The organism is Microbacterium sp. CFBP 8794, from assembly GCF_014841235.1.
Lineage (GTDB): Bacteria > Actinomycetota > Actinomycetes > Actinomycetales > Microbacteriaceae > Microbacterium.
The window spans coordinates 330,059-349,088 of the sequence record NZ_JACYTT010000001.1 but is presented as its reverse complement, the minus strand read 5'-3'; the positions used below and the strand labels follow the sequence as shown (position 1 = coordinate 349,088).

The window sequence follows — 19,030 nt, the reverse complement described above, 5'->3', positions numbered from 1 at the left end:
GGTGGCTGCCCTCACCGGCTCCGCGGCGAGGTCGGCCCGGGGGATCGAGGGGCGGGCGTCACCCGCCCGCCGTCATCCACCTCTGCCCGCGCACGCGGAGCCCCAGGGTGAGCGCGCGCGCGAGCATGTAGACGCCGAAGAACGACGCGGCCAGCCAGGCGAGCCCCGTGGCGCCGCCGCCGGCGAAGAGCGCCACGAGCACCAGCGCGGGCACGTACGGCACCAGGTTGAGCACGCCCGCGAGGGCGAGGTAGCGCGCGTCGCCCGCGCCGATCAGCACCCCGTCGAGCACGAACACGAAAGCGGCGAGCGGCTGTGCCAGGGCGAGCACGAGCAGCGCCGGCTGGATGAGGGCGGCGATCGCGGGATCGCCGGTGAAGACGAGCCCCACCACGCCCGACGCGGCGGCCACGATCGCCCCCACGGCGAGGCCGAACCACACACCCCAGGCGCTCGTGCGCCGCAGCACCCGGCCGACAGTCGGGGAGTCACCGGCGCCCAGGGCGCTGCCGATCAGCGCCTGCGCGGCGATCGCGAGCGCGTCGAGGGCGAACGCCGCGGTCGAGAAGATGGTGAACGCGATCTGCCACCCCGCCAGCTCCGCCGAGCCGAGACCGGTCGCGACGGCGACGGTGGCGAGGAACGCCACGCGCAGGCTCACCGTGCGCAGGAACAGCCAGCCGCCCGAACGGGCCGTGCCGCTCAGCCCCGCGCGCTCGGGGCGGATGGACGCCGCATGCCGACGGGCCAATCGCCGCACGACCAGCACGTACGCGCCCACCATTCCCCACTGCGCCACGACCGTTCCGGCGGCGGAGCCGGCGATCCCCCAGCCGAAGCCGTAGATGAAGACGGCGTTGAGCAGCGCGTTGGCGCCGAAGCCGAGGCCGGCGATCCACAGCGGCGTCACGGTGTTCTGCATCCCGCGGAGCAATCCGGTCGCCGCGAACACGACCAGCATGGCGGGCAGGCCCCACATCGAGATCGACAGGTACGTGCGCGCGTTCTCGGCGACGTCGGGGGCGGCGCCGAACACGTCGACGATCGCGGGCGTCGCCAGTACGCCGACCGCCGCGAGCAGCGCGCCGAGACCCACGGCGAGCCACATGCCGTCGATGCCCACCGAGACCGCGCGACCGAACTCGCCCGCGCCGAAGCGGCGTGCCACGGCGGGGGTCGTCGAGTACGCGAGGAACACCATGAGCCCGACGACGGTGTGCAGCACCGCTCCCGCGATACCGAGACCGGCCAGGGGCGCCACGCCCAGGTGCCCGACCATCGCCGCGTCGACGATGAGGAACAGCGGCTCGGCGATGAGCGCGCCCAGCGCCGGAACGGCGAGCCTGAGGATCGCGCGGTTCAGCGTCTCGGGTGGGCGGGTGGTCACGCTCCGAGCCTAGGGCGGGGGTGCGACACCGCCCGGGAGCGTGCGGTCATCGACCGCCGTTCCGAGCCCGCACCGATGTGGGGCACTTATCCTGACTGCATGACCGACAACCTCCGTTCCGGTCTCGCGCTCGAAGAGCTCAGCGACGAGATCCGCCCGCAGGACGACCTGTTCCGCCACGTGAACGGCCGCTGGCTGGAGCGCACCGAGATCCCCGACGACAAGGCCCGCTGGGGCTCGTTCCACCTCATCGCCGAGCAGGCCGAGGCGAACGTGCGCACCATCGTGCAGGAGTCGCAGGATGCCGAGCCCGGCACCGAGGCCCGCAAGATCGGCGATCTCTTCGCGAGCTTCATGGACACCGAGCGCATCGAGCAGCTCGGCCGTGCGCCCATCGAGGCCCGCCTGGAGCGCGTCGACGCCGTGACCGACATCGCCTCGTTGCTGCAGCTCATCGGCGACCTCGAGCGCGACGGCGTCAGCGGTCTGCTGGCGCTGTTCGTCGAGCCCGACCCCGGCGCGCCCACCCGCTACGTCCCGGTGCTGTACCAGAGCGGCATCTCGCTGCCCGACGAGAGCTACTACCGCCTCGAGAACTTCGACGAGACCCGCACGGCGTACCGCGGCCACATCGAGCGCCTGCTCGACCTGGCCGGCGTCGCCGAGGCCGCGGCATCCGCGGACCGCGTCTTCGCCCTCGAGACCGAGATCGCCACGCACCACTGGTCGCGCGAAGACAACCGCGACGCGGTCAAGACGTACAACCTGAAGTCGTGGGACGACACCGTCGCCCTGGCCGGGCTCGACCTCGAGCCGTGGCGTTCCGCCGTCGCGCCGGGGCACGAGAACGCGCTCGCCGAGGTCGTCGTCTATCAGCCGAGCTTCATCGAGTCGCTCGGGGGGCTGCTGGTCGAGGAGCGCCTGGACGACTGGAAGGCGTGGGTGCGGTTCAAGATCGTGCACTCCGCGGCGTCGTTCCTCTCCGACGACTTCGTCGCCGAGAACTTCTCCTTCTACGGCACCCAGCTGACGGGCGTGCCGGTCAACCGCGAGCGCTGGAAGCGCGGGGTGGGTCTCGTCGAGGCCGCCCTGGGCGAGGCGATCGGCAAGGTCTACGTCGAGCGGCACTTCCCGCCGGCGGCGAAGGACGCCATGGACGGCCTGGTCGCCAACCTCATCGAGGCGTACCGTCGGTCGATCCGCGGCCTCGAGTGGATGACCGAAGAGACGCGCGAGCGCGCCCTCGCGAAGCTCGACGCGTTCACGCCGAAGATCGGCTACCCCGTGCGCTGGAAGGACTACGGCGAGCTCGAGGTCGTCGCCGACGACCTGATCGGCAACGTACGCCGCGCTCACCTGTGGGAGCACGACCGCCAGCTCGCGAAGGTCGGCCAGCCGATCGACCGCGACGAGTGGTACATGACCCCGCAGACCGTGAACGCGTACTACAACCCGCTCATGAACGAGATCGTGTTCCCCGCCGCGATCCTGCAGTACCCGTTCTTCGACGCCGACCGTGACGCCGCGGCCAACTACGGCGGCATCGGTGCGGTGATCGGTCACGAGATCGGACACGGCTTCGACGACCAGGGCAGCCGTTTCGACGGTGACGGGTCGCTGCGCGACTGGTGGACGGATGCCGACCGCGCGGCCTTCGAGGAGCGCACCAAGGCCCTCATCGCCCAGTACGACGCGCTCGTGCCGCAGGGCCTCGCCGACGAGCACCACGTCAACGGCGCCCTCACCATCGGCGAGAACATCGGCGACCTGGGCGGCCTCGGCATCGCGATCGCGGCATACCGCCTCTTCCTCGAGGGACAGGGTGAGACGGCGGATGAGGGCCCCGACGTCGACGGGTTCACCGGCATCCAGCGTCTGCTGCTGAGCTGGGCTCAGATCTGGCAGCAGAAGGGGCGCGACGCCGAGACGATCCGGCTGCTCACCATCGACCCGCACGCGCCGAACGAGTTCCGCTGCAATCAGATCGTGCGTAACATCGACGCATTCTACGAGGCGTTCGGAGTCACCGAGGGCGACGCCCTCTGGCTCGACGCCGACCAGCGCGTCACCATTTGGTGAGGTCGCGTTTGTTGCCCTCCTGACCCGGAAGGAGCCACGCTCGTGGGCATGCCCCCGGTTCCCGAGCCCGCCGTGCCCGACCCCGTCGGCGGGCCGGTGGAGTCGTCGTCTCGTCGCGACGCCCCCGCCCTGCGCGGGGCGGGACGCAAGGGGCCCAAGCGCCTCCCCCGTCGTGCCGCGGCCGGTCGTCGGTCGTTCACGGCGACGCTGCGCTCGCTCGACGAGCTGGCGGCGTCGGGGGCCAAGGTCTCGGTGCGCATCGACGATCTCGACGGTGGGGCGGAGGTGCTCTCGGGCGACGACTTCGTGACGCTGCCCGTCGGCGGTCTCGGCGTGGTGCCGCTGCTGATCGAGGTCGCCGCCGCGATCGAGGCGGGGCGCCTCGACCCGCTCGAGATCGTCGACCGCGCGTCGGTGCACGACGCCGCCCAGGGCGGGGTCTGGCAGCACCTCAAGGCCCCGGCGCTGCCCGTGGCCGATCTCGCGGCGTTGGCCGCGTCGTCGGGCGACGCTCTGGCGGTCAATGCCCTCGTGCACCGGGTGGGGCTGCAATCGGTGCGGGCGCGGGTCGAACAGCTGGGCCTGCGGCGCACGGCGCTGCTCGACCGTTTTCGCGACGCCCGCGGACCCGATGACGCCCCCCATCTGGCCCTGTCCACGGCGCGCGAGATGGCGCACGTGTTCGCCGGTCTGGTGAACTCGACCATCGTGTCGCCGGGGGTCAGCGCGCAGGTCGCGGAGTGGCTGAGCCTGAACCACGACCTGTCGCTCGTGGCATCCGCCACCGGCCTCGATCCCTTCGCCCACGAGAACGATCAGCACGGTCTGCTGTTCGTCAACAAGACGGGTCGCGCGGCGGGCGTGCGCGCCGAGGCCGGCGTCTTGGGCGGACCGCGCGCGGGCGTCGCGTTCGCGCTGATCGTCAACTTCGACGACCTCTCGATCGCCCACCGTCTGCGGGCGCACGACGCCTTCCGCGTGCTGGGTGTCGAGCTGATGGAGTACGTGTACTGACGGGCGGCGAAGAATGCTCCCCCACCGGGGGCGCGAACGCAATCCCTTCCCCGGTGCGGAGGGTCGCTGGGACGCTATTGGCCTCCACACGAAAGAAGGGACCGGGGCCATGTCCGACTCCTCCACCACCGACCCGTTCGCCGACAACGCCGGCCCCGAGGGCCACTCGATCACCGACTGGACCGACCTCGGTCGCGAGATGTGGTCGTACCTGACCGGTCGCGGAGCGGCCGTCAACTACTCGTTCGTCGACATGACCGTCGAGGTTCCCCGCGACATCGGCCCCGACGCCCCGCGCGCGACCTGGAAGCTCAACGGCACCCTGCGCGTCACGACGAGCGACGACACCGCGGCCGGGTCCGACCCGCACCGCGGCAGCTGAGGGGCGGCGCCGTCATGGTGCGTCTCGACATCGACCTCGCCTTCTCGGAGCGCGACGAGACGGAGGATGCCGGGTCGCCTCCGTTCGAGGGCACGGTGACCGCCGAGGGCTCCGAGGTGCGCGTCTTCGTGAGCGACCCCTCGCGCCTGCCGGGCCGCGGTCGGCGCACCCTGGGCGAGTTGTCGACCCTGGCCGACGCCCTGGCATCCCGGGGCATCTCGGTGCGCGTGGAGGGGCCGGACGGTCCGATCCTGCACCTCGGCGACGTCAAGCGCAGCGTCCTGCAGCGGGCGGTCACGGGGTCGGCGCACATCCGGCTGGGTTCGGTCGCGGCGGTGGCACCGCTGCTGATGAAACGGAACGGTCGGGGGTCGGTCTTCCCGATCCCGCCGGGCACCCCGATGCCGCTGGTTCCCACCGTCAACCGCACGGTACGTCGCCGCATCACCACGACGCACTACACGCCCGGCTCGGGGCGGCCGCGCCTGATCTTCGCGGTCGGCGACGCGACGTGGGACGGCTCGCGGCCGCGCGAGTTCGACCTGCTGCCCGAGAAGACCGTGATCGGTTCGGGTGAAGAGGTCGACCTGCGCCTGCCCGGCTTGGCGCCGGTGCACGCCGAGATCCGCCACGAGGGCGACGACGAGTACGTGCTGTACGGCTTCGACGAGGTCGGGGGCGGCGGGGCGCGGGAGCAGGGCCCGGGTCGTGACCGCGGCGGGCGCATCCTGCGCACCGGTGCGCGTATCGAGCTGGGCGACTGGCGGCTCGCCTACTTCCGCGCTGAGTTCGCCGATCACGGCCGACCGTACGGCGGGCGCGTCGGCGGCGAGTTGGCGCGTCAGCGCAAGCAGCCGCCGCGGGGTGGGAGCGGCCCGCTCAGCCGCGCGAGCGATCCCGACTGAGACGGTGGACGGGCTGGGCGCCGTCGAAGCGGCATCCGTTCGTCGAGGACGCATCCGTTCGTCGAGGCCGCACGTGAGTGCGCTCGATCGGATGCGGTCTCGACGAACGAATGCGTCCTCGGTCGGGCGTGGCGGTAGCGACGCCGCCTCACGACCGCGTCAGAAGACGATCGTGTGGTTGCCGTCGCGCAGCACGCGGTCTTCGGCGTGCCACAGGACCGCGCGCGAGAGCACCTGGCGTTCGACGTCGGCGCCGCGACGGGCGAGCTCGGCCGCCGAGTCGGCGTGCGTGACGCGCACGGTGTCCTGCTCGATGATCGGGCCCTCGTCGAGGTCGCTCGTGACGTAGTGCGAGGTGGCGCCGATGAGCTTGACCCCGCGCTGCTTGGCCTTCTTGTACGGCTCCGCGCCGATGAAGGCCGGCAGGAACGAGTGGTGGATGTTGATCACCGGCACCCCGATCTTCTCGAGGAAGTCGGGCGAGAGGATCTGCATGTACCGCGCCAGCACGATGAAGTCGACGTTGCCGACGAGCAGCTCGAGGATGCGGGCCTCGGATGCCGACTTGTCGGGCCCGGGCGTCGAGGGGACGTGGAAGAACGGAACGCCGAAAGAGCGCACGTCGTCGGCCGAGGAGGTGTGGTTCGACACCACCATGGGGATGCTCACGGGCAGGTCGCCACGGCGGTGACGCCACAGCAGGTCGAGAAGGCAGTGGTCCTGCTTCGACGACAGGATCGCCATGCGCTTCGGCGTCGAGAGGTCGGTGAGGGTCCACTCGAGCTCGAAGCCGTCGCCGAGCGTCTTCGCGAGGTCGGCCTCGATCTCGGGCAGGGCCGCGGGCAGGTCGGGGCGGTGGAACACCACGCGCTGGAAGTACGCGCCGCCGCGCAGCTGGTCGGAGTACTGGTCGAAGGCGACGACGTTGCCGCCCTGTCGCGCGATGAGGGCCGAGACGGCGGCGATGATGCCGGGGGTGTCACTGCCGTGCACGATGAGACACGCGTGATCGGGCTGCAGGTGGGGGCTCGCGGAGACCATCGGACCATTCTGCCGTGCGCCGACGCGGTCGCCGACCAGGTTGCGGCGCACAGCGGGGCGCTGTTCGTGCACCGGGGCGGTCACCGTGCGCCCCGGTGCGCCGATCGCGCCCCGGTGCGCCGGGCTGACCGCACCAGCCTCGATGTCGGCGGGCGGGGCTAGCCTGGGAGACGTGAACAACGCCCTGCGCCTCGACCGGCCGGGGTGGCGCACCTGGGTGCTGTGGGGCGTCGGCCTGCTCGCCTACGTCGTCTCGATCGTCAACCGCACGTCGCTCTCGGCGGTGGGCGTCGATGCCGCCACCCGCTTCCACGCCGATGCGTCGGCGCTGTCGATGTTCGCCGTCATCCAGCTCTTCGTCTACGGCGCCATGCAGATCCCGGTGGGCCTGCTGCTCGACCGCTTCGGCGCGCGGCCCATGATCGCGATCGGCATGGTGCTCATGGCGCTCGGCCAGCTGGTGATGGCGTTCGCCGATGCGGTGGGGATCGGGATCCTGGCCCGCGTGCTGATCGGGGCGGGCGACGCCGCCATCTTCCCCAGCGTGCTGCGCGTGATCGCGACCTGGTTCCCGGCGCAACGGGCGCCGCTGCTGGTGCAGCTCACCGGCATCATCGGCCAGTTCGGCCAGATCATCGCCGTGGTGCCGCTCGCCGCGCTGCTGCACGCCACGAGCTGGAGCGTCGCCTTCGGCAGCGTCGCGGGACTCGGGGTGCTGTTCGCGGTGCTGACGTACGCGATCATCCGCAACCGCCCGCCCGAGCGTCGTACCGACCCGGTCGACACCTCGGTCGACACGCAGACCGGCGCGATCCGGGTCGTGACCTCGGCGGCCGACCTGCGGCAGGGGTTCCGCGAGTCGTGGGCGCACCCCGGCACCCGCCTCGGCTTCTGGTCGCACTTCGCCACCCCCTTCGCGGGAACGGCGTTCATGCTGCTCTGGGGCTTCCCGTTCCTCACCGCGGGCGAGGGGCTGCCGGCGGCGACGGCGTCGTTGATCATGACGACGCTCGTGCTGTTCGGCATCGTGTGCGGTCCGGTCATCGGCGCGTTGTCGAGTCGGCATCCCACCCGTCGTTCGCGTTGGCTCGTGCTCCCGGTCGTGGTGTTCCAAGCGCTGGTGTGGATCGCCGTGATCGCCTGGCCGGGGCCCGCCCCGGTGTGGCTGCTGATCGTGCTGATGTTCGCGCTGTCGACCGGGGGACCCGCCTCGATGATCGCGTTCGACCACGCGCGCACCTTCACTCCCAGCCACCGGCTCAGCACCGCGACGGGCATCGTGAACGGCGGCGGCTTCCTCGCCGCGCTCCTCGCGATCCTGTTCATCGGCGTCGCGATGGACGTGCAGGGGGCGGGGACCCCGGCGACCTATTCGCTGGATGCCTTCCGCCTGGCGTTCCTCACCCAGGTGCCGCTGTGGCTCGTCGGGGGGATCGCGATCGCCGTCGAGCGCGGGCGCACGATCCGTCACGTGGGCGGGTTCGACAAGCTGCCGCGCTGACGCCCGCGGCGAGGTCGGCAGGGGAGGACGGATCGCTCCGGTCAGCCCAGGCCGGTCACCCGCTGCCAGAGGTCGATGAGCAGCGGCACCACGTCGGAGGCCCGGTCGGCCGAGCCGACGGCCACCGCGACGAGGGGATACACGGTCGTCGCGAGGGCGGCGAGCACGGCGACGACCGCGAAGGTCCACGCGAGCCAGACGCGGCGGCGCGTGACCGCCACCAGCAGGGCGCCCGCGGCCACGACGACGCCGAGCAGGGTCGCGAGGGCGACACCGCCGACGGGGAACGGAACGAGGCCCGCCGTGCCGGCCGTGGTCGCGGCGAGGAAGCCGACGAGGGGCAGGTACAGCGCGAGGGCGATGATCACCGTGAGGGCCGCACCCACGCCGGTGGCGATGAGCACGCCGCGGGGCCGGCGACGGGCACCCGAGGTCGCGCGCCTCACGGGTGCACCTCGAGCGACGTGACGCGGGAGTCGATGATCGTGGATGCCATGTCGATGTCCTCTCGTGAAGGTGACGGTGTCGTCACGGAGGAGACGTGCCGGGCGGCGGAATCGTCACGCCCCGACGGGGTTTCCCCGGCACGCACCCGGCGGGCCCGGTGCGAGACTCGGAGCATGAGCGAGATCGACATCCGCACGCTGGGCGACATCGACGGCATCCACCGCGCCGCGGGGGTACTCGACGAGGTGTGGGGCGAGCGCGGCACGATGCCGGCGAACATCCTGCGCGCCCTCGAGCACGCGGGCAACTACGTCGTGGGCCTGTTCGACGGCGATCGCATGGTCGGCGCGTCGGCGGCGTTCTTCGCGCCGCCCGCCGAACGCTCGATGCATTCGCACATCACCGGCATCGTGCCCGGGTACCAGGGCCGCGGCCTCGGTCGCCAGCTGAAGGAGCACCAACGGGTCTGGGCGCTGGAGCGCGGCGTCGGGCACATCACCTGGACCTTCGACCCGCTCGTGGCGCGCAACGCCCACTTCAACCTGGCCGTCCTCGGCGCCCGCGTCACCGACTACCTCGTCAACCAGTACGGCGAGATGGACGACGCCGTGAACCGCGGCGACGAGTCCGACCGTCTCATGGTCGCGTGGGCGCTCGCCGAGCCGCCCGCACCGACCCCCGCGGATGCCGAGATCCTCGCCGCCGTGGCCGTGCCCGACGACGTCGCGGCGCTCCGCCGCAGCGACCCGGTGGCCGCCGCCGAGTGGCGCGTGCGCGTGCGCGACGAACTGCGGGAGCACCGGGCATCCGGTCACCGCGTCGGCGGTTTCGATCGACGCGGGTACCTCATCGTGCGGTGACGCCTCGCGTCGCCAGCTCCGTGGGGGCGGGCGACGCGGCAGGGATCACTGCTCGGTGATCGGGGTGTCCTTCTCGGCCGCCGGGTCGCCCTGACCGGGGCCCGGGCGCACGGCCGCGTCGTCGCGCACGTCGATGCGCGTGACCCCGTCGTGCTCGGTGACGTCGAAACGCGGGGCGGCGTCTTCTTCGGTCGCCTTCGGTGCGCTCGTCAACTGGTCGTGACGGTTCTCTTCGAAGCTCTTCTCGTCGCTCATCGCGCTCACTCCTCGCCCGCCGAACGCCAGGCGTCCGACTCCATGTGGGAGCCCGCCTGCGGGCCCATCTGCAGCATTCCGCCGTCGACGACCCAGCTGGCGCCCGAGACGTACGATCCCGAGGGCGACGCGAGGAAGCGGATCACATCGGCGACCTCGCTCGGCTTGCCGGGGCGGCCGAGGGGGATGCCCGGGCGATGCGTGCGCTCCGCGTCTTCGGCCGACATGTCGTTGATGGGCGTCGCGATCTCGCCCGGGGCGACGGCGTTCGCGGTGATGCCGTACTGGCCGAGTTCGAGCGCCATCGTCTTGATCAGGCCGCCGAGACCGTGCTTGGCGGCGACGTAGGGGGCGGAGCCCACGCGGGGCTGGTGCTCGTGCACGCTCGACACCGCGATGAGGCGACCGCCGTTGCCGGCCTGCACCATGCGGCGGGCCGCGGTGTGCAGGGCGAGGAACGCTCCGTCGAGGTTGAGGGCGATGTCGGTGCGCCAGGTCTTCAGGTCGAGGTCGAGGAACGTGCCCCCGATGCCGCCGCCCGCGTTGTTGACGAAGACGTCGAGTCCGCCGAGCTCGTCGGCCATGGCGTTCACGGCCCCGGGGACGGAGTCGAAGTCGGTGGCGTCGAACTGCGCGACGATCGCGCGGGCGCCGCGGCCGCGGACGGCCTCGGCGGTCTCTTCGGCGCCGTCCTTGTCGGAGTGGTAGGTGATCGCGACGTCGATGCCGGCGTCGGCCAGGGCGAGGGCGGTGGCGGCACCGATGCCCGAGTCGGAGCCGGTGACGATCGCGTGGCGCGGGGTGAAGTCGCTCATGCGACCGACGCTACGCGTGCGCCCCGGCGCGGTCGGCGGCCTTGCCAGCGTCGGACGCGGGCGTTACGGTCGCCGGCGCGTCCGCGGTGGCGGAACGCCTCGAACCATACGAGTGGACAGCGCGTCGACCTCCCGCACAGAGAAGAGAGGCGCGCGGAAGGTGCGTGGCATGCCTGCGTAGTAACTCAAACAGACCAGGAGGGGATGGCTCAAAAAGCGGGTTGTCGCGATGACGTGTACAGCCCCGGCGGACAGAATCGTTTGCCGTTGGACCAGGTGGCTGATGAGAAGGGCGACTCGGTCGGACTCCGGATTGGCGTGCAGCCGTGAGCAGAGAACCCTGCTTGCGGGCCAGACCAGCGCGATAGCGAACCCCCCCGCTGCGAGAATCAGTGCAGGCGACCACCCCCAACCAGAGGTAGTCCACCCGGCGAGCACCGCTGCGGCGCTTATCGATGCGAGCACTGCAACGCCCGTGCCGACTGCGCGCAAGCCACGGTCCGCCGTGAGCAGTGGTGTCGACGGATCCTCCCCGAACGCTTCGTGCAGGAGACGCTCCACGCTTCGTCGTGGGAGTGACGGAAGCACGAGGTTCGTTCCGGCTTGCGCTGCCGAGTCCGTCGTCAACAAAGACAGTCGAACCCGGCCGAGTGCCGTCTCGACAATGTTGCGCTGAAGAACGACACCGATGGTCGCCTGCGGCGAGACACTCCGAACGTGGGTGGAGAGAAGACCGTAGGAGATCACGAGGCGTCCGTCCCCGGCCCGCCGCACCTCGAAGTTCGCGTATCGGAACACTGTCAGAAGAACTCCGAGGGTGCCGATGACTCCGATGAGGACGAACGCCCACGCGGCCGGCGTGAGGCGGATCCATCCTGCGATCACCTTGTCGACCGAAAACGTCTGCAACCACTCAGAAAAGGCCATCGCCGCTCCACCGCCGATGAGTGCAAACTGCCCGTAGACCACGCTGGCCAGAAGCAGTTGGCCGATTCGCGCGCGGTACAGAAGAAGGTCTTCGGTCTTCGCGTCCCCGACCGCCTCCGTATGCCCGTCGCTGACTGCCCGCTGAGCGGCGTGCACCGTTCGGTGGATGGATGCTGTCACGTCGTGGTGAAGAGCGTCGTCGGCGGCCCACAAAGACACTTTCGTCCGCTCATCTCCTGCCTGGGACAACGTCATCGCGCGCAGGCGCCACGGGACAAACGCCCAGGGCTGGCGGCTGTCGACAGTGCCGACGTCGGTCCACGCGAGGGTCTGTTCTCGGCGGTGGACGGCGCCGGTTCGCACGACCAAATGTGTGGGAGTAAGGGTGATGCGAGTGAACGCCCAACGCCAGGCCGGTTCAAGGGCGAGCACGCTGATCAACGGACCCAACGCGAGCCACGCCCACGCCCCGGGCCAGACTCCCGGCGCGAAGATGGCGATTGCGCCCGCCGAGAGCCCGCCGATCAGTTTCGGTGCAGCTTCTAGATATGCCGCCGGGAGGTAATGCCGTGGCAACCGCCGGGTTGCCGTTTCAGTCCGTTCACTCATTCGAGTGGCTCCGCACGGGTCAGCAGCACCGTGGTACGCGCGAGCTCTGCGGCGCTCCACTCGAGCGGACGCAAGGCTTCGACTTCGGAGATGCACGTGAACCTGACGCTTACGACGTCGAACATACGGAGTAGGGGCCCTTGGACAATCTCGACGTTCAGAATCTGCGCGGTGGGGATCGTCGTGCTGCGGCGCCAGAGCCAGCCGCGACTGATGTAGACGAAGTCGGGAGTCACCGTGTAACTACAACTCTGCACTTCTTTGCGGTTGAGCCACGGCAACTCGATGCACAAGGAGATGATGGCGAGCGCGGCGACGACCGAGCCAAGGATGCCGCGCCACATCACATCAGGGAGGAAGCAGATTCCACCGCCCAGCACTGCCACAGCCGCGGCTGTGCTGAACCCCGTCCGGACGTTGAGGTAGTTGAGCGCGCGAGGAGCCAGCGAACTGTTGCCCGGTGCGTTCTGCGTCGGTGGCGGGCCCTGAAGAGGAAGCTGCGTCGGCCGTACGGATGGCGACACGGCGCTCCTTTCGCGTCGTCGGGCTGAGGAAGGTGCGGGGGTCTGCGACTCCCAGTCAGTTTCGAGAAGCGGGCGCGTAGCATCAGGATGCTTCCTCTCGATCCGATTGGAGCACCTGGCTGGCGCCTTGACCGAGGCGCCAGCCAGACTTTTCTCGTGGCAAGATCTCGTCCTCACTGCACGTCGGCCCTCTGGTGGCGAACAAAACCTGTGGTGAGCGGAACGACAAGCCAGAGCACACCAGCACTGATCGCAGGTGTGAGCTGTCCGCTTCCGCTGACGAATTCACTGATCGCGGCCAGGCGGAACCACGAGCCGGCGCCGTGAGGGACGAGCATCAGGAGCGGATCGAGAGCAAAACCTTGAATGAGAGAAAAGACGATGGCGATGACGACGCGCTGCGTCGCGGCCGCGTAGGCAAGGCCCGAGATCATGCCGACAGTCGTACCGCCGAGCAGAAGCGCGACGGTGGAGGTATCGGTGTTCCATCCAACGCCGGAGCCTGTCGCCAGCGCAAGCGATACCGCCAAGACGACCACGAAGACGGCGGCGAAGATCACGAGCGCCAGGCAGACGATGAGCACCGTCACAGCTTTCGCGAAGAAGACGATGTGACGTCGTGGTTCGAGGGTGAACGTCGTCATCACGTCGCGTGACTGCCAGTCGGCCGCAACGATCAAGATCGCCAGGATCGGAACGAAGACGGTCACAGCAGAACCAACGCCTAGGAGTGCGCCTGCGATGCTTACCGACCCCGGGTCGAGCAGGAGATTGATCGCGGCGACTCCTGCCCCCACGACAACCCATAAGGACACCGTGATGCCGAGAGTCCAACGGATCCCGCGCGTCGTCCGCACGTTGCGGAGCTCGGCATGCAGGCAACGGGTGAAGCGAGCTGTCGACACTCCACTACTGGTGAGTAGCAATGGCGTCTCCTTCGACTCGGTACTCGCCTCGTGTGAGGCGGCGGTACACATCGCTGATGGACTCACGGTCTTCACCGAGCTCGTCGATGAGGATGCTCTCGGAGATGCAGATCTTGCTCAGGGACCGGGGGTCGGTTCCGACGAAGAACCGGCTCGACCCCCGATCGAATCTGAATGACAGCGCGCGAGACTGCAGCGCCCGCATCATGGCCTCGGGGTCAGCGGCGACGACCCTCGTGCCCGTCTCGGGGCTGAGCTGATCGACTTCGCCAACGTATCGAATCGTCCCCTCGCTGAGTACGACGATACGGTCGGCGAAGGTCTGGAGTTCTTCGAGGAGATGCGTCGAAACGAGCACAGAGCCGCCGGTCGCGTGCGCGTGCTGTATCAGGGTCGTTCGAAGCCAGTCCGCGGTTTCGATATCAAGACCGTTCATCGGCTCATCGAGGATGAGGTGCCGAGGACTGCCCATGAGAGCCAAGGCCAGGGCGAGGCGTTGCTTCATCCCCAGGGAGAGCGCGCCGAATCGACGATGCGAAGCTGAGGCGAGGCCGAGAATGGCGATCAGTCCACGCGCGCGTTCTATCGGGACGCCAGCCAGTACTGCGGCGCTGGAAAGAGTGTCTTCGACGCTGCGTCCCGGGTGGTGGGCTGTGGGGTCGAGGAGTGCCCCGACACAGCGCCCGGGCTGCGGAAGGTCGCGGTAAGGAATGCCATCAAACGTCGTCGATCCTGAGTCCGTGAGGGTCAGCCCAAGCATCGCGCGCATAACCGTGGACTTCCCGGACCCGTTCGGGCCGAGGAGACCCGTGATGGTCCCGGCGGGGACATCGAAGGTGATGTCATCGAGGACGCGCTTCTTGCGGTAGCTCTTGCTGACACCCGTCACTCGTATGCCTGTGTCGTGCTCGCGCGGCATGCGTTGCTCCTCATTTCTCTTGGGGGCGAAGTGATCAATCCGGATAGGACGGCACATATGATGCCGCCCCATCCGGATGCCCCTCAGCCGATACCGAGGCTGCGGAGAATCCACTCGACGATCGTGCCGAAGGAGATACCCGCATTGATCCACTCGAGCACGCGACGCCAGTTGTTACGTGCCCACGCGACGATCCGTTCTACTTGGCTGGCTACCCATCTGCCCCAGCGGCCGATGTTTGCCCAAACCCAGGAGATGAACCGAAGAACTGCCCCCATGATGTTTCCTCTCGATCCGTTGATTTCTGTCAACGGCGATGCGTTCGTGACCGCGATCGCAGCGCCGAGGGTGACGCTAGCCAGGCCGTCGAAGGCCTTTCTTGACCTGAAAGACCCACGGTTGGACGCGGGGGGCGCAACCTGAACCCACCGAAAGGCGCAACCGCAGGGTGGGTGATACCGCCCCGGGACTGAACAGACCTGGGGCCTCTGTCGACCGACGCGCGCCGCGATTACGCTCCGAGGGGTTGTGACCCTTGGGTGCGGACGCCTGCAGCGCGGCGCCAGGGCACCCGTGACGGAAGGACTCTTGTGGCCGGAATGAAGCGGACCATCGCAGACGGCGCAGCGCTCGTCGCCCTGTGCGTAGTAGCAGCGGCAGTGAACATCGCGCTCGCGGTCTTCACCGATGTCGATGCCCCAATACGGTGGGGCGCCACCGTTTCTTGTGGCGTGGTCGCCGCCGCGACGACGTTCGCCATTGTTTCGCGAGTGAAGCGCTCACGCCGCGGGCAGTAGGACCGGTCGCAGTCGACCTGCGCGTCAGTGCTCAGGGAATGCGAACGACGCCCGTTGATGCCGCGTAGAGAAGAACCTGGATACGATCGCGAGCGCTCCACTTCGTCATGATGCGACGCAGATGCGACTTAACCGTGGCTTCAGACAGAAAGAGGCTTTGACCGATCTCGGCGTTGGACATGCCCTGGGCGAGGAGCTCGAGTACATCGCGTTCGCGACGTGACACCTGCTCGCCCTCGCTCAGAGTACGACTCGGCTGATTGTCTGCTGACGTACCAATTCGCCGGATGAGCGCGCGGCCGGCGATGGGTGAGAGCACGAATCCACCGTGATGGGCGCTGCGTATCGCCGCCGTGATGTGCTCCGGCTCCGAGTCCTTCACGAGAAAGCCGACCGCCCCGGCACGGAGAGCAGCTACCACCGTTTCGTCGGACCGGTACGTGGTGAGAGCAACGCAGCGTGTCAGCGGGAGGGCTGTTGCGACCCGTTCAATCGCAGTTATTCCATCGCCGCCCGGCATCCGGACGTCCATCAGCACTACGTCGGGACCGAGGGCGATGCTCTGATCGACGGCACTCGGCCCGTCGCTCGCCTCACCGACGACTTCCAACTCGGACTCAGCGTCGACGAAGAGGCGAAGCGCACGGCGGACAAGCGCCTCGTCGTCGGCGATGAGGACGCGGATCGGTTGCATTCGAGCAGCGTATGTGGCGGCTTCTCGGCGGCCGTCGCAAAATCTCTGCCGCCCGGCGCGTGTCCCTGATGGGGCAACGCGTGACGCACGCGACAACCGCAGCGTTCTTCCCTTAGTTCATCCCGGTCGTCACCCCGGACTCGATCTCGGCATCGCCTCCGGGCGAAGCGAGTTGAGGACGCGGCGCTGGTGAGGGTGCCGGTCGATGCCTCCGGCGCCCGCACCGGCGGCTAGCCTGCCCTCATGCCGCTCACCCGCGCCGCCACCCCCGTGACCCTGGATGCCATCGAGCTGCGCGTGCTGCAGATCCCGCTCGTCTCGCCCTTCACGACGTCGTTCGGCACCGAGACCGTGCGCGAGGTGATCGTCGTCGCGGCCGAGACCCCCGACGCGCGCGGGTGGGGCGAGGTGGTGACCATGGCCGCTCCGCTGTACTCCAGCGAGTACACCGCGAGCGCGTGGGACGTGCTGGCGAGGTACCTGGCGCCGGCGTTGCTGGAGCGCCGCGCCTTCGCGCCCGAAGAGGTCCCCGGCATCCTGCGTCCGTTCGTCGGGCACCGCATGGCCAAGGCGGGGCTCGAGCTCGCGGTGATCGACGCCGCCCTGCGCGCCCAGGGGCGCAGCTTCGGGCAGTACCTCGGCGCCGAGAGGGACAGGGTGCCCTCGGGCGTCTCGGTCGGCATCCAGCGCGACCCCGCGGCGCTCGTCGACGTCGTCGGCGGGTACCTCGACGAGGGCTACGTGCGCATCAAGATCAAGATCAAACCGGGGCGCGACCTCGCCGACACGGCCGCCGTGCGCGAGGCCTTCGGATCCATCCCGCTGCAGGTCGACGCGAACTCGGCCTACACGCTGCAGGATGCCGACACCCTCGCCGAACTGGACCGCTTCGACCTGCTGCTCATCGAGCAACCTCTGCAGGAAGACGACCTCGTCGACCACGCGACGCTCGCCGCGCGGTTGCGGACCCCCGTCTGCCTCGACGAGTCGATCGTGTCGGCGAAGGCGGCGGCCGACGCCCTGGCGCTGGGCTCGGGGTCGATCATCAACGTCAAGGCGGGTCGGATCGGCGGGTATCTCGAGGCCGTCGCGGTGCACGACCTGTGCCGTGACGCCGGCATCGCCGTCTGGTGCGGCGGCATGCTCGAGACGGGCATCGGCCGTGCCGCCAACGCCGCCCTCGCGGCCCTGCCGGGCTTCACGCTGCCCGGCGACATCTCGGCATCCGCCCGCTTCTACGAGCACGACATCGTCACCGAACCCGCCGTGCTCGACGACGGACACGTGCGCGTGCCGACAGGTCCGGGCCTCGGCGTCGAGATCGACACGGCGGCGCTGGAGCGCTTCACCGTGCGCCGCGAGAGGCTCACACGGTGAGCAGGGCCGACGCTCGATAAACTGGAGCCGCGCACTCGCGCCGCATCCCCACAGCTTTCCCGACCATTGGAGCCACCGTGGCCGAACAGTCCCGCCTCGACAAGGTCATCGCCCTCGCCCGCCACCGCGGGTTCGTCTTCCAGGCCGGTGAGATCTACGGCGGTTCCCGCTCCGCGTGGGACTACGGCCCCCTCGGCACCGAGCTCAAAGAGAACATCCGCCGGCAGTGGTGGCAGACGTTCGTGCGCGGGCGCGGCGACATGGTCGGGCTCGACTCGAGCATCATCCTGCCCAAGCGGGTCTGGGAGGCCTCGGGGCACGTCGCGACCTTCACCGACCCGCTGGTGGAGTGCCTCAGCTGCCATAAGCGCTTCCGCGCCGACACGCTCATCGAGGACTTCGAGGCGCGCAAGGGCCGCGCGGCCGAGAACGGTCTGGCCGACGTGCCCTGCCCCAACTGCGGCAACAAGGGGCAGTACACCGAGCCGAAGTCGTTCTCGGGCCTGGTGAAGACCTACCTCGGGGTCGTCGACGACGAGTCGGGCCTGTACTTCCTGCGTCCCGAGACCGCCCAGGGCATCTTCGTGAACTTCTCGAACGTGCTCACGGCATCCCGTCGCAAGCCCCCGTTCGGCGTCGGCCAGGTGGGCAAGGCGTTCCGCAACGAGATCACCCCCGGAAACTTCATCTTCCGCACGCGCGAGTTCGAGCAGATGGAGATCGAGTACTTCACGCCGCCCGCCGAGGCGAACGAGTGGTTCGAGCACTGGGTCGAGGCGTGCTGGAACTGGTTCCTCGACCTCGGGATCGATCCCGAGAACATGAAGCGCTTCGACGTTCCCGAGGACGACCGTGCGCACTACTCCGCCGGCACGATCGACGTCGAGTACCGCTTCGGCTTCCCGGGCAAGGAGTGGGGCGAGCTCATGGGCGTCGCCAACCGCACCGACTACGACCTCAAGAGCCACTCCGAGGCGTCGGGCCAGTCGCTCACCTTCTTCGACCAGGCCTCGGGTGAGAAGTACACGCCGTACGTGATCGAGCCTTCGTTCGGTCTCACGCGCGCCATGATGGCGTTCCTCGTCGACGCCTACCGCGAAGAAGAGGTGCCCAACGCCAAGGGCGGCACCGACACCCGCACGGTGCTCAAGCTCGACCCGCGCCTCGCGCCCGTCAAGGTCGCCGTGCTGCCGCTCTCGCGCAATGAGCGCCTGTCGCCGCTGGCGCGCGAGGTCGCCGACACGCTGCGTGCGGCCGGGTGGAACATCGACTTCGACGACGCCGGCGCCATCGGCCGCCGCTACCGCCGTCAGGACGAGATCGGCACCCCGTTCTGCGTCACGGTCGACTTCGACTCGCTCGACGACAACGCCGTGACCGTGCGCGACCGCGACACGATGGGCCAGGAGCGCATCGGCCTCGACGCCCTGCACGGCTACCTCGCCGAGCGCCTGCGCGGAGCCTGATCCCTCACGCACGACTGACCGGATGCCGTGACCTCGAGGTCGCGGCATCCGGTCTCGTCGTTTCACGGGTCCGTGACAGCGCCGCGACAGTGCCGTGACGGCGTT

The 19,030-nt window shown here is 69.3% G+C and carries 19 protein-coding genes; 8 read left to right on the top strand and 11 right to left on the bottom strand.

Features of this window, described 5'->3' with window-relative positions; all coding sequences use genetic code 11:
* Window positions 1-58 precede the first annotated feature (58 nt).
* Complete coding sequence (locus IFU19_RS01525; RefSeq protein ID WP_192012729.1) at window positions 59-1,387, bottom strand: MATE family efflux transporter; 1,329 nt, start codon at window positions 1,385-1,387, stop codon at window positions 59-61.
* 99 nt (window positions 1,388-1,486) lie between these two features.
* Here IFU19_RS01525 and IFU19_RS01520 point away from each other — a divergent pair, with 99 nt between their 5' ends.
* From IFU19_RS01520 to IFU19_RS01505, 4 genes are all read left to right on the top strand, one after another.
* Window positions 1,487-3,466: a M13 family metallopeptidase gene (locus tag IFU19_RS01520; RefSeq protein ID WP_192012728.1), complete on the top strand. Its 1,980-nt coding sequence runs from the start codon at window positions 1,487-1,489 to the stop codon at window positions 3,464-3,466.
* A gap of 48 nt (window positions 3,467-3,514) precedes the next feature.
* Window positions 3,515-4,480 (top strand): serine hydrolase, encoded by a 966-nt coding sequence (locus IFU19_RS01515; RefSeq protein ID WP_070409946.1) that lies wholly within the window; start codon window positions 3,515-3,517, stop codon window positions 4,478-4,480.
* Between the two features lie 109 nt (window positions 4,481-4,589).
* A complete protein-coding gene (locus IFU19_RS01510) occupies window positions 4,590-4,862 on the top strand; it encodes a hypothetical protein (RefSeq protein WP_055832739.1) in 273 nt (90 codons plus the stop codon).
* Between the two features lie 14 nt (window positions 4,863-4,876).
* Entirely contained in the window at window positions 4,877-5,767 is an 891-nt protein-coding gene (locus IFU19_RS01505) for an FHA domain-containing protein (protein ID WP_249405300.1), read from the top strand.
* 159 nt (window positions 5,768-5,926) lie between these two features.
* On the opposite strand, the gene purU is transcribed toward IFU19_RS01505, so the two are convergent.
* Window positions 5,927-6,808 (bottom strand): formyltetrahydrofolate deformylase, encoded by an 882-nt coding sequence (gene purU, locus IFU19_RS01500; protein WP_055833210.1) that lies wholly within the window; start codon window positions 6,806-6,808, stop codon window positions 5,927-5,929.
* Window positions 6,809-6,980: 172 nt separating this feature from the next.
* Between purU and IFU19_RS01495 the strand changes: the two genes are divergently transcribed.
* Window positions 6,981-8,309 (top strand): MFS transporter, encoded by a 1,329-nt coding sequence (locus tag IFU19_RS01495; RefSeq protein WP_055934829.1) that lies wholly within the window; start codon window positions 6,981-6,983, stop codon window positions 8,307-8,309.
* A 41-nt stretch (window positions 8,310-8,350) separates the two neighbouring features.
* Here IFU19_RS01495 and IFU19_RS01490 read toward each other — a convergent pair whose 3' ends face one another.
* Complete coding sequence (locus IFU19_RS01490) at window positions 8,351-8,755, bottom strand: MFS transporter permease (RefSeq protein ID WP_192012727.1); 405 nt, start codon at window positions 8,753-8,755, stop codon at window positions 8,351-8,353.
* A 174-nt stretch (window positions 8,756-8,929) separates the two neighbouring features.
* Between IFU19_RS01490 and IFU19_RS01485 the strand changes: the two genes are divergently transcribed.
* Complete coding sequence (locus IFU19_RS01485) at window positions 8,930-9,616, top strand: GNAT family N-acetyltransferase (RefSeq protein WP_192012726.1); 687 nt, start codon at window positions 8,930-8,932, stop codon at window positions 9,614-9,616.
* A 45-nt stretch (window positions 9,617-9,661) separates the two neighbouring features.
* Here the strand turns inward: IFU19_RS01485 and IFU19_RS01480 are convergent, their stop codons facing one another.
* The 8 genes from IFU19_RS01480 to IFU19_RS01445 all read right to left on the bottom strand — a co-directional run bounded on the left by IFU19_RS01480 (window position 9,662) and on the right by IFU19_RS01445 (window position 16,082).
* A complete protein-coding gene (locus IFU19_RS01480) occupies window positions 9,662-9,871 on the bottom strand; it encodes a hypothetical protein (RefSeq protein WP_055832745.1) in 210 nt (69 codons plus the stop codon).
* Between the two features lie 5 nt (window positions 9,872-9,876).
* Window positions 9,877-10,686, bottom strand: coding sequence for an SDR family oxidoreductase (locus tag IFU19_RS01475; protein ID WP_192012725.1), 810 nt, complete (start codon window positions 10,684-10,686; stop codon window positions 9,877-9,879).
* Window positions 10,687-10,749: 63 nt separating this feature from the next.
* Entirely contained in the window at window positions 10,750-11,976 is a 1,227-nt protein-coding gene (locus IFU19_RS01470; RefSeq protein WP_342343360.1) for a hypothetical protein, read from the bottom strand.
* A 242-nt stretch (window positions 11,977-12,218) separates the two neighbouring features.
* A complete protein-coding gene (locus IFU19_RS01465) occupies window positions 12,219-12,608 on the bottom strand; it encodes a PH domain-containing protein (protein ID WP_342343359.1) in 390 nt (129 codons plus the stop codon).
* Window positions 12,609-12,919: 311 nt separating this feature from the next.
* The gene (locus tag IFU19_RS01460; protein ID WP_249405299.1) at window positions 12,920-13,456 is read right to left on the bottom strand and encodes an ABC transporter permease; all 537 of its coding nucleotides are present in this window, start codon (window positions 13,454-13,456) and stop codon (window positions 12,920-12,922) included.
* A gap of 199 nt (window positions 13,457-13,655) precedes the next feature.
* Window positions 13,656-14,591 (bottom strand): ABC transporter ATP-binding protein, encoded by a 936-nt coding sequence (locus IFU19_RS01455; protein ID WP_192012722.1) that lies wholly within the window; start codon window positions 14,589-14,591, stop codon window positions 13,656-13,658.
* Between the two features lie 83 nt (window positions 14,592-14,674).
* A complete protein-coding gene (locus IFU19_RS01450; protein ID WP_083285806.1) occupies window positions 14,675-14,869 on the bottom strand; it encodes an aureocin A53 family class IId bacteriocin in 195 nt (64 codons plus the stop codon).
* Between the two features lie 550 nt (window positions 14,870-15,419).
* Window positions 15,420-16,082, bottom strand: coding sequence for a response regulator (locus tag IFU19_RS01445; protein WP_070409066.1), 663 nt, complete (start codon window positions 16,080-16,082; stop codon window positions 15,420-15,422).
* 243 nt (window positions 16,083-16,325) lie between these two features.
* Between IFU19_RS01445 and menC the strand changes: the two genes are divergently transcribed.
* Together menC and IFU19_RS01435 are read left to right on the top strand one after the other, a co-directional pair.
* Entirely contained in the window at window positions 16,326-17,459 is a 1,134-nt protein-coding gene (menC, locus tag IFU19_RS01440; protein WP_192012721.1) for an o-succinylbenzoate synthase, read from the top strand.
* Between the two features lie 77 nt (window positions 17,460-17,536).
* Window positions 17,537-18,925, top strand: a complete 1,389-nt coding sequence (locus tag IFU19_RS01435) for a glycine--tRNA ligase (protein WP_055934809.1) — start codon at window positions 17,537-17,539, stop codon at window positions 18,923-18,925.
* Window positions 18,926-19,030: the final 105 nt, after the last annotated feature.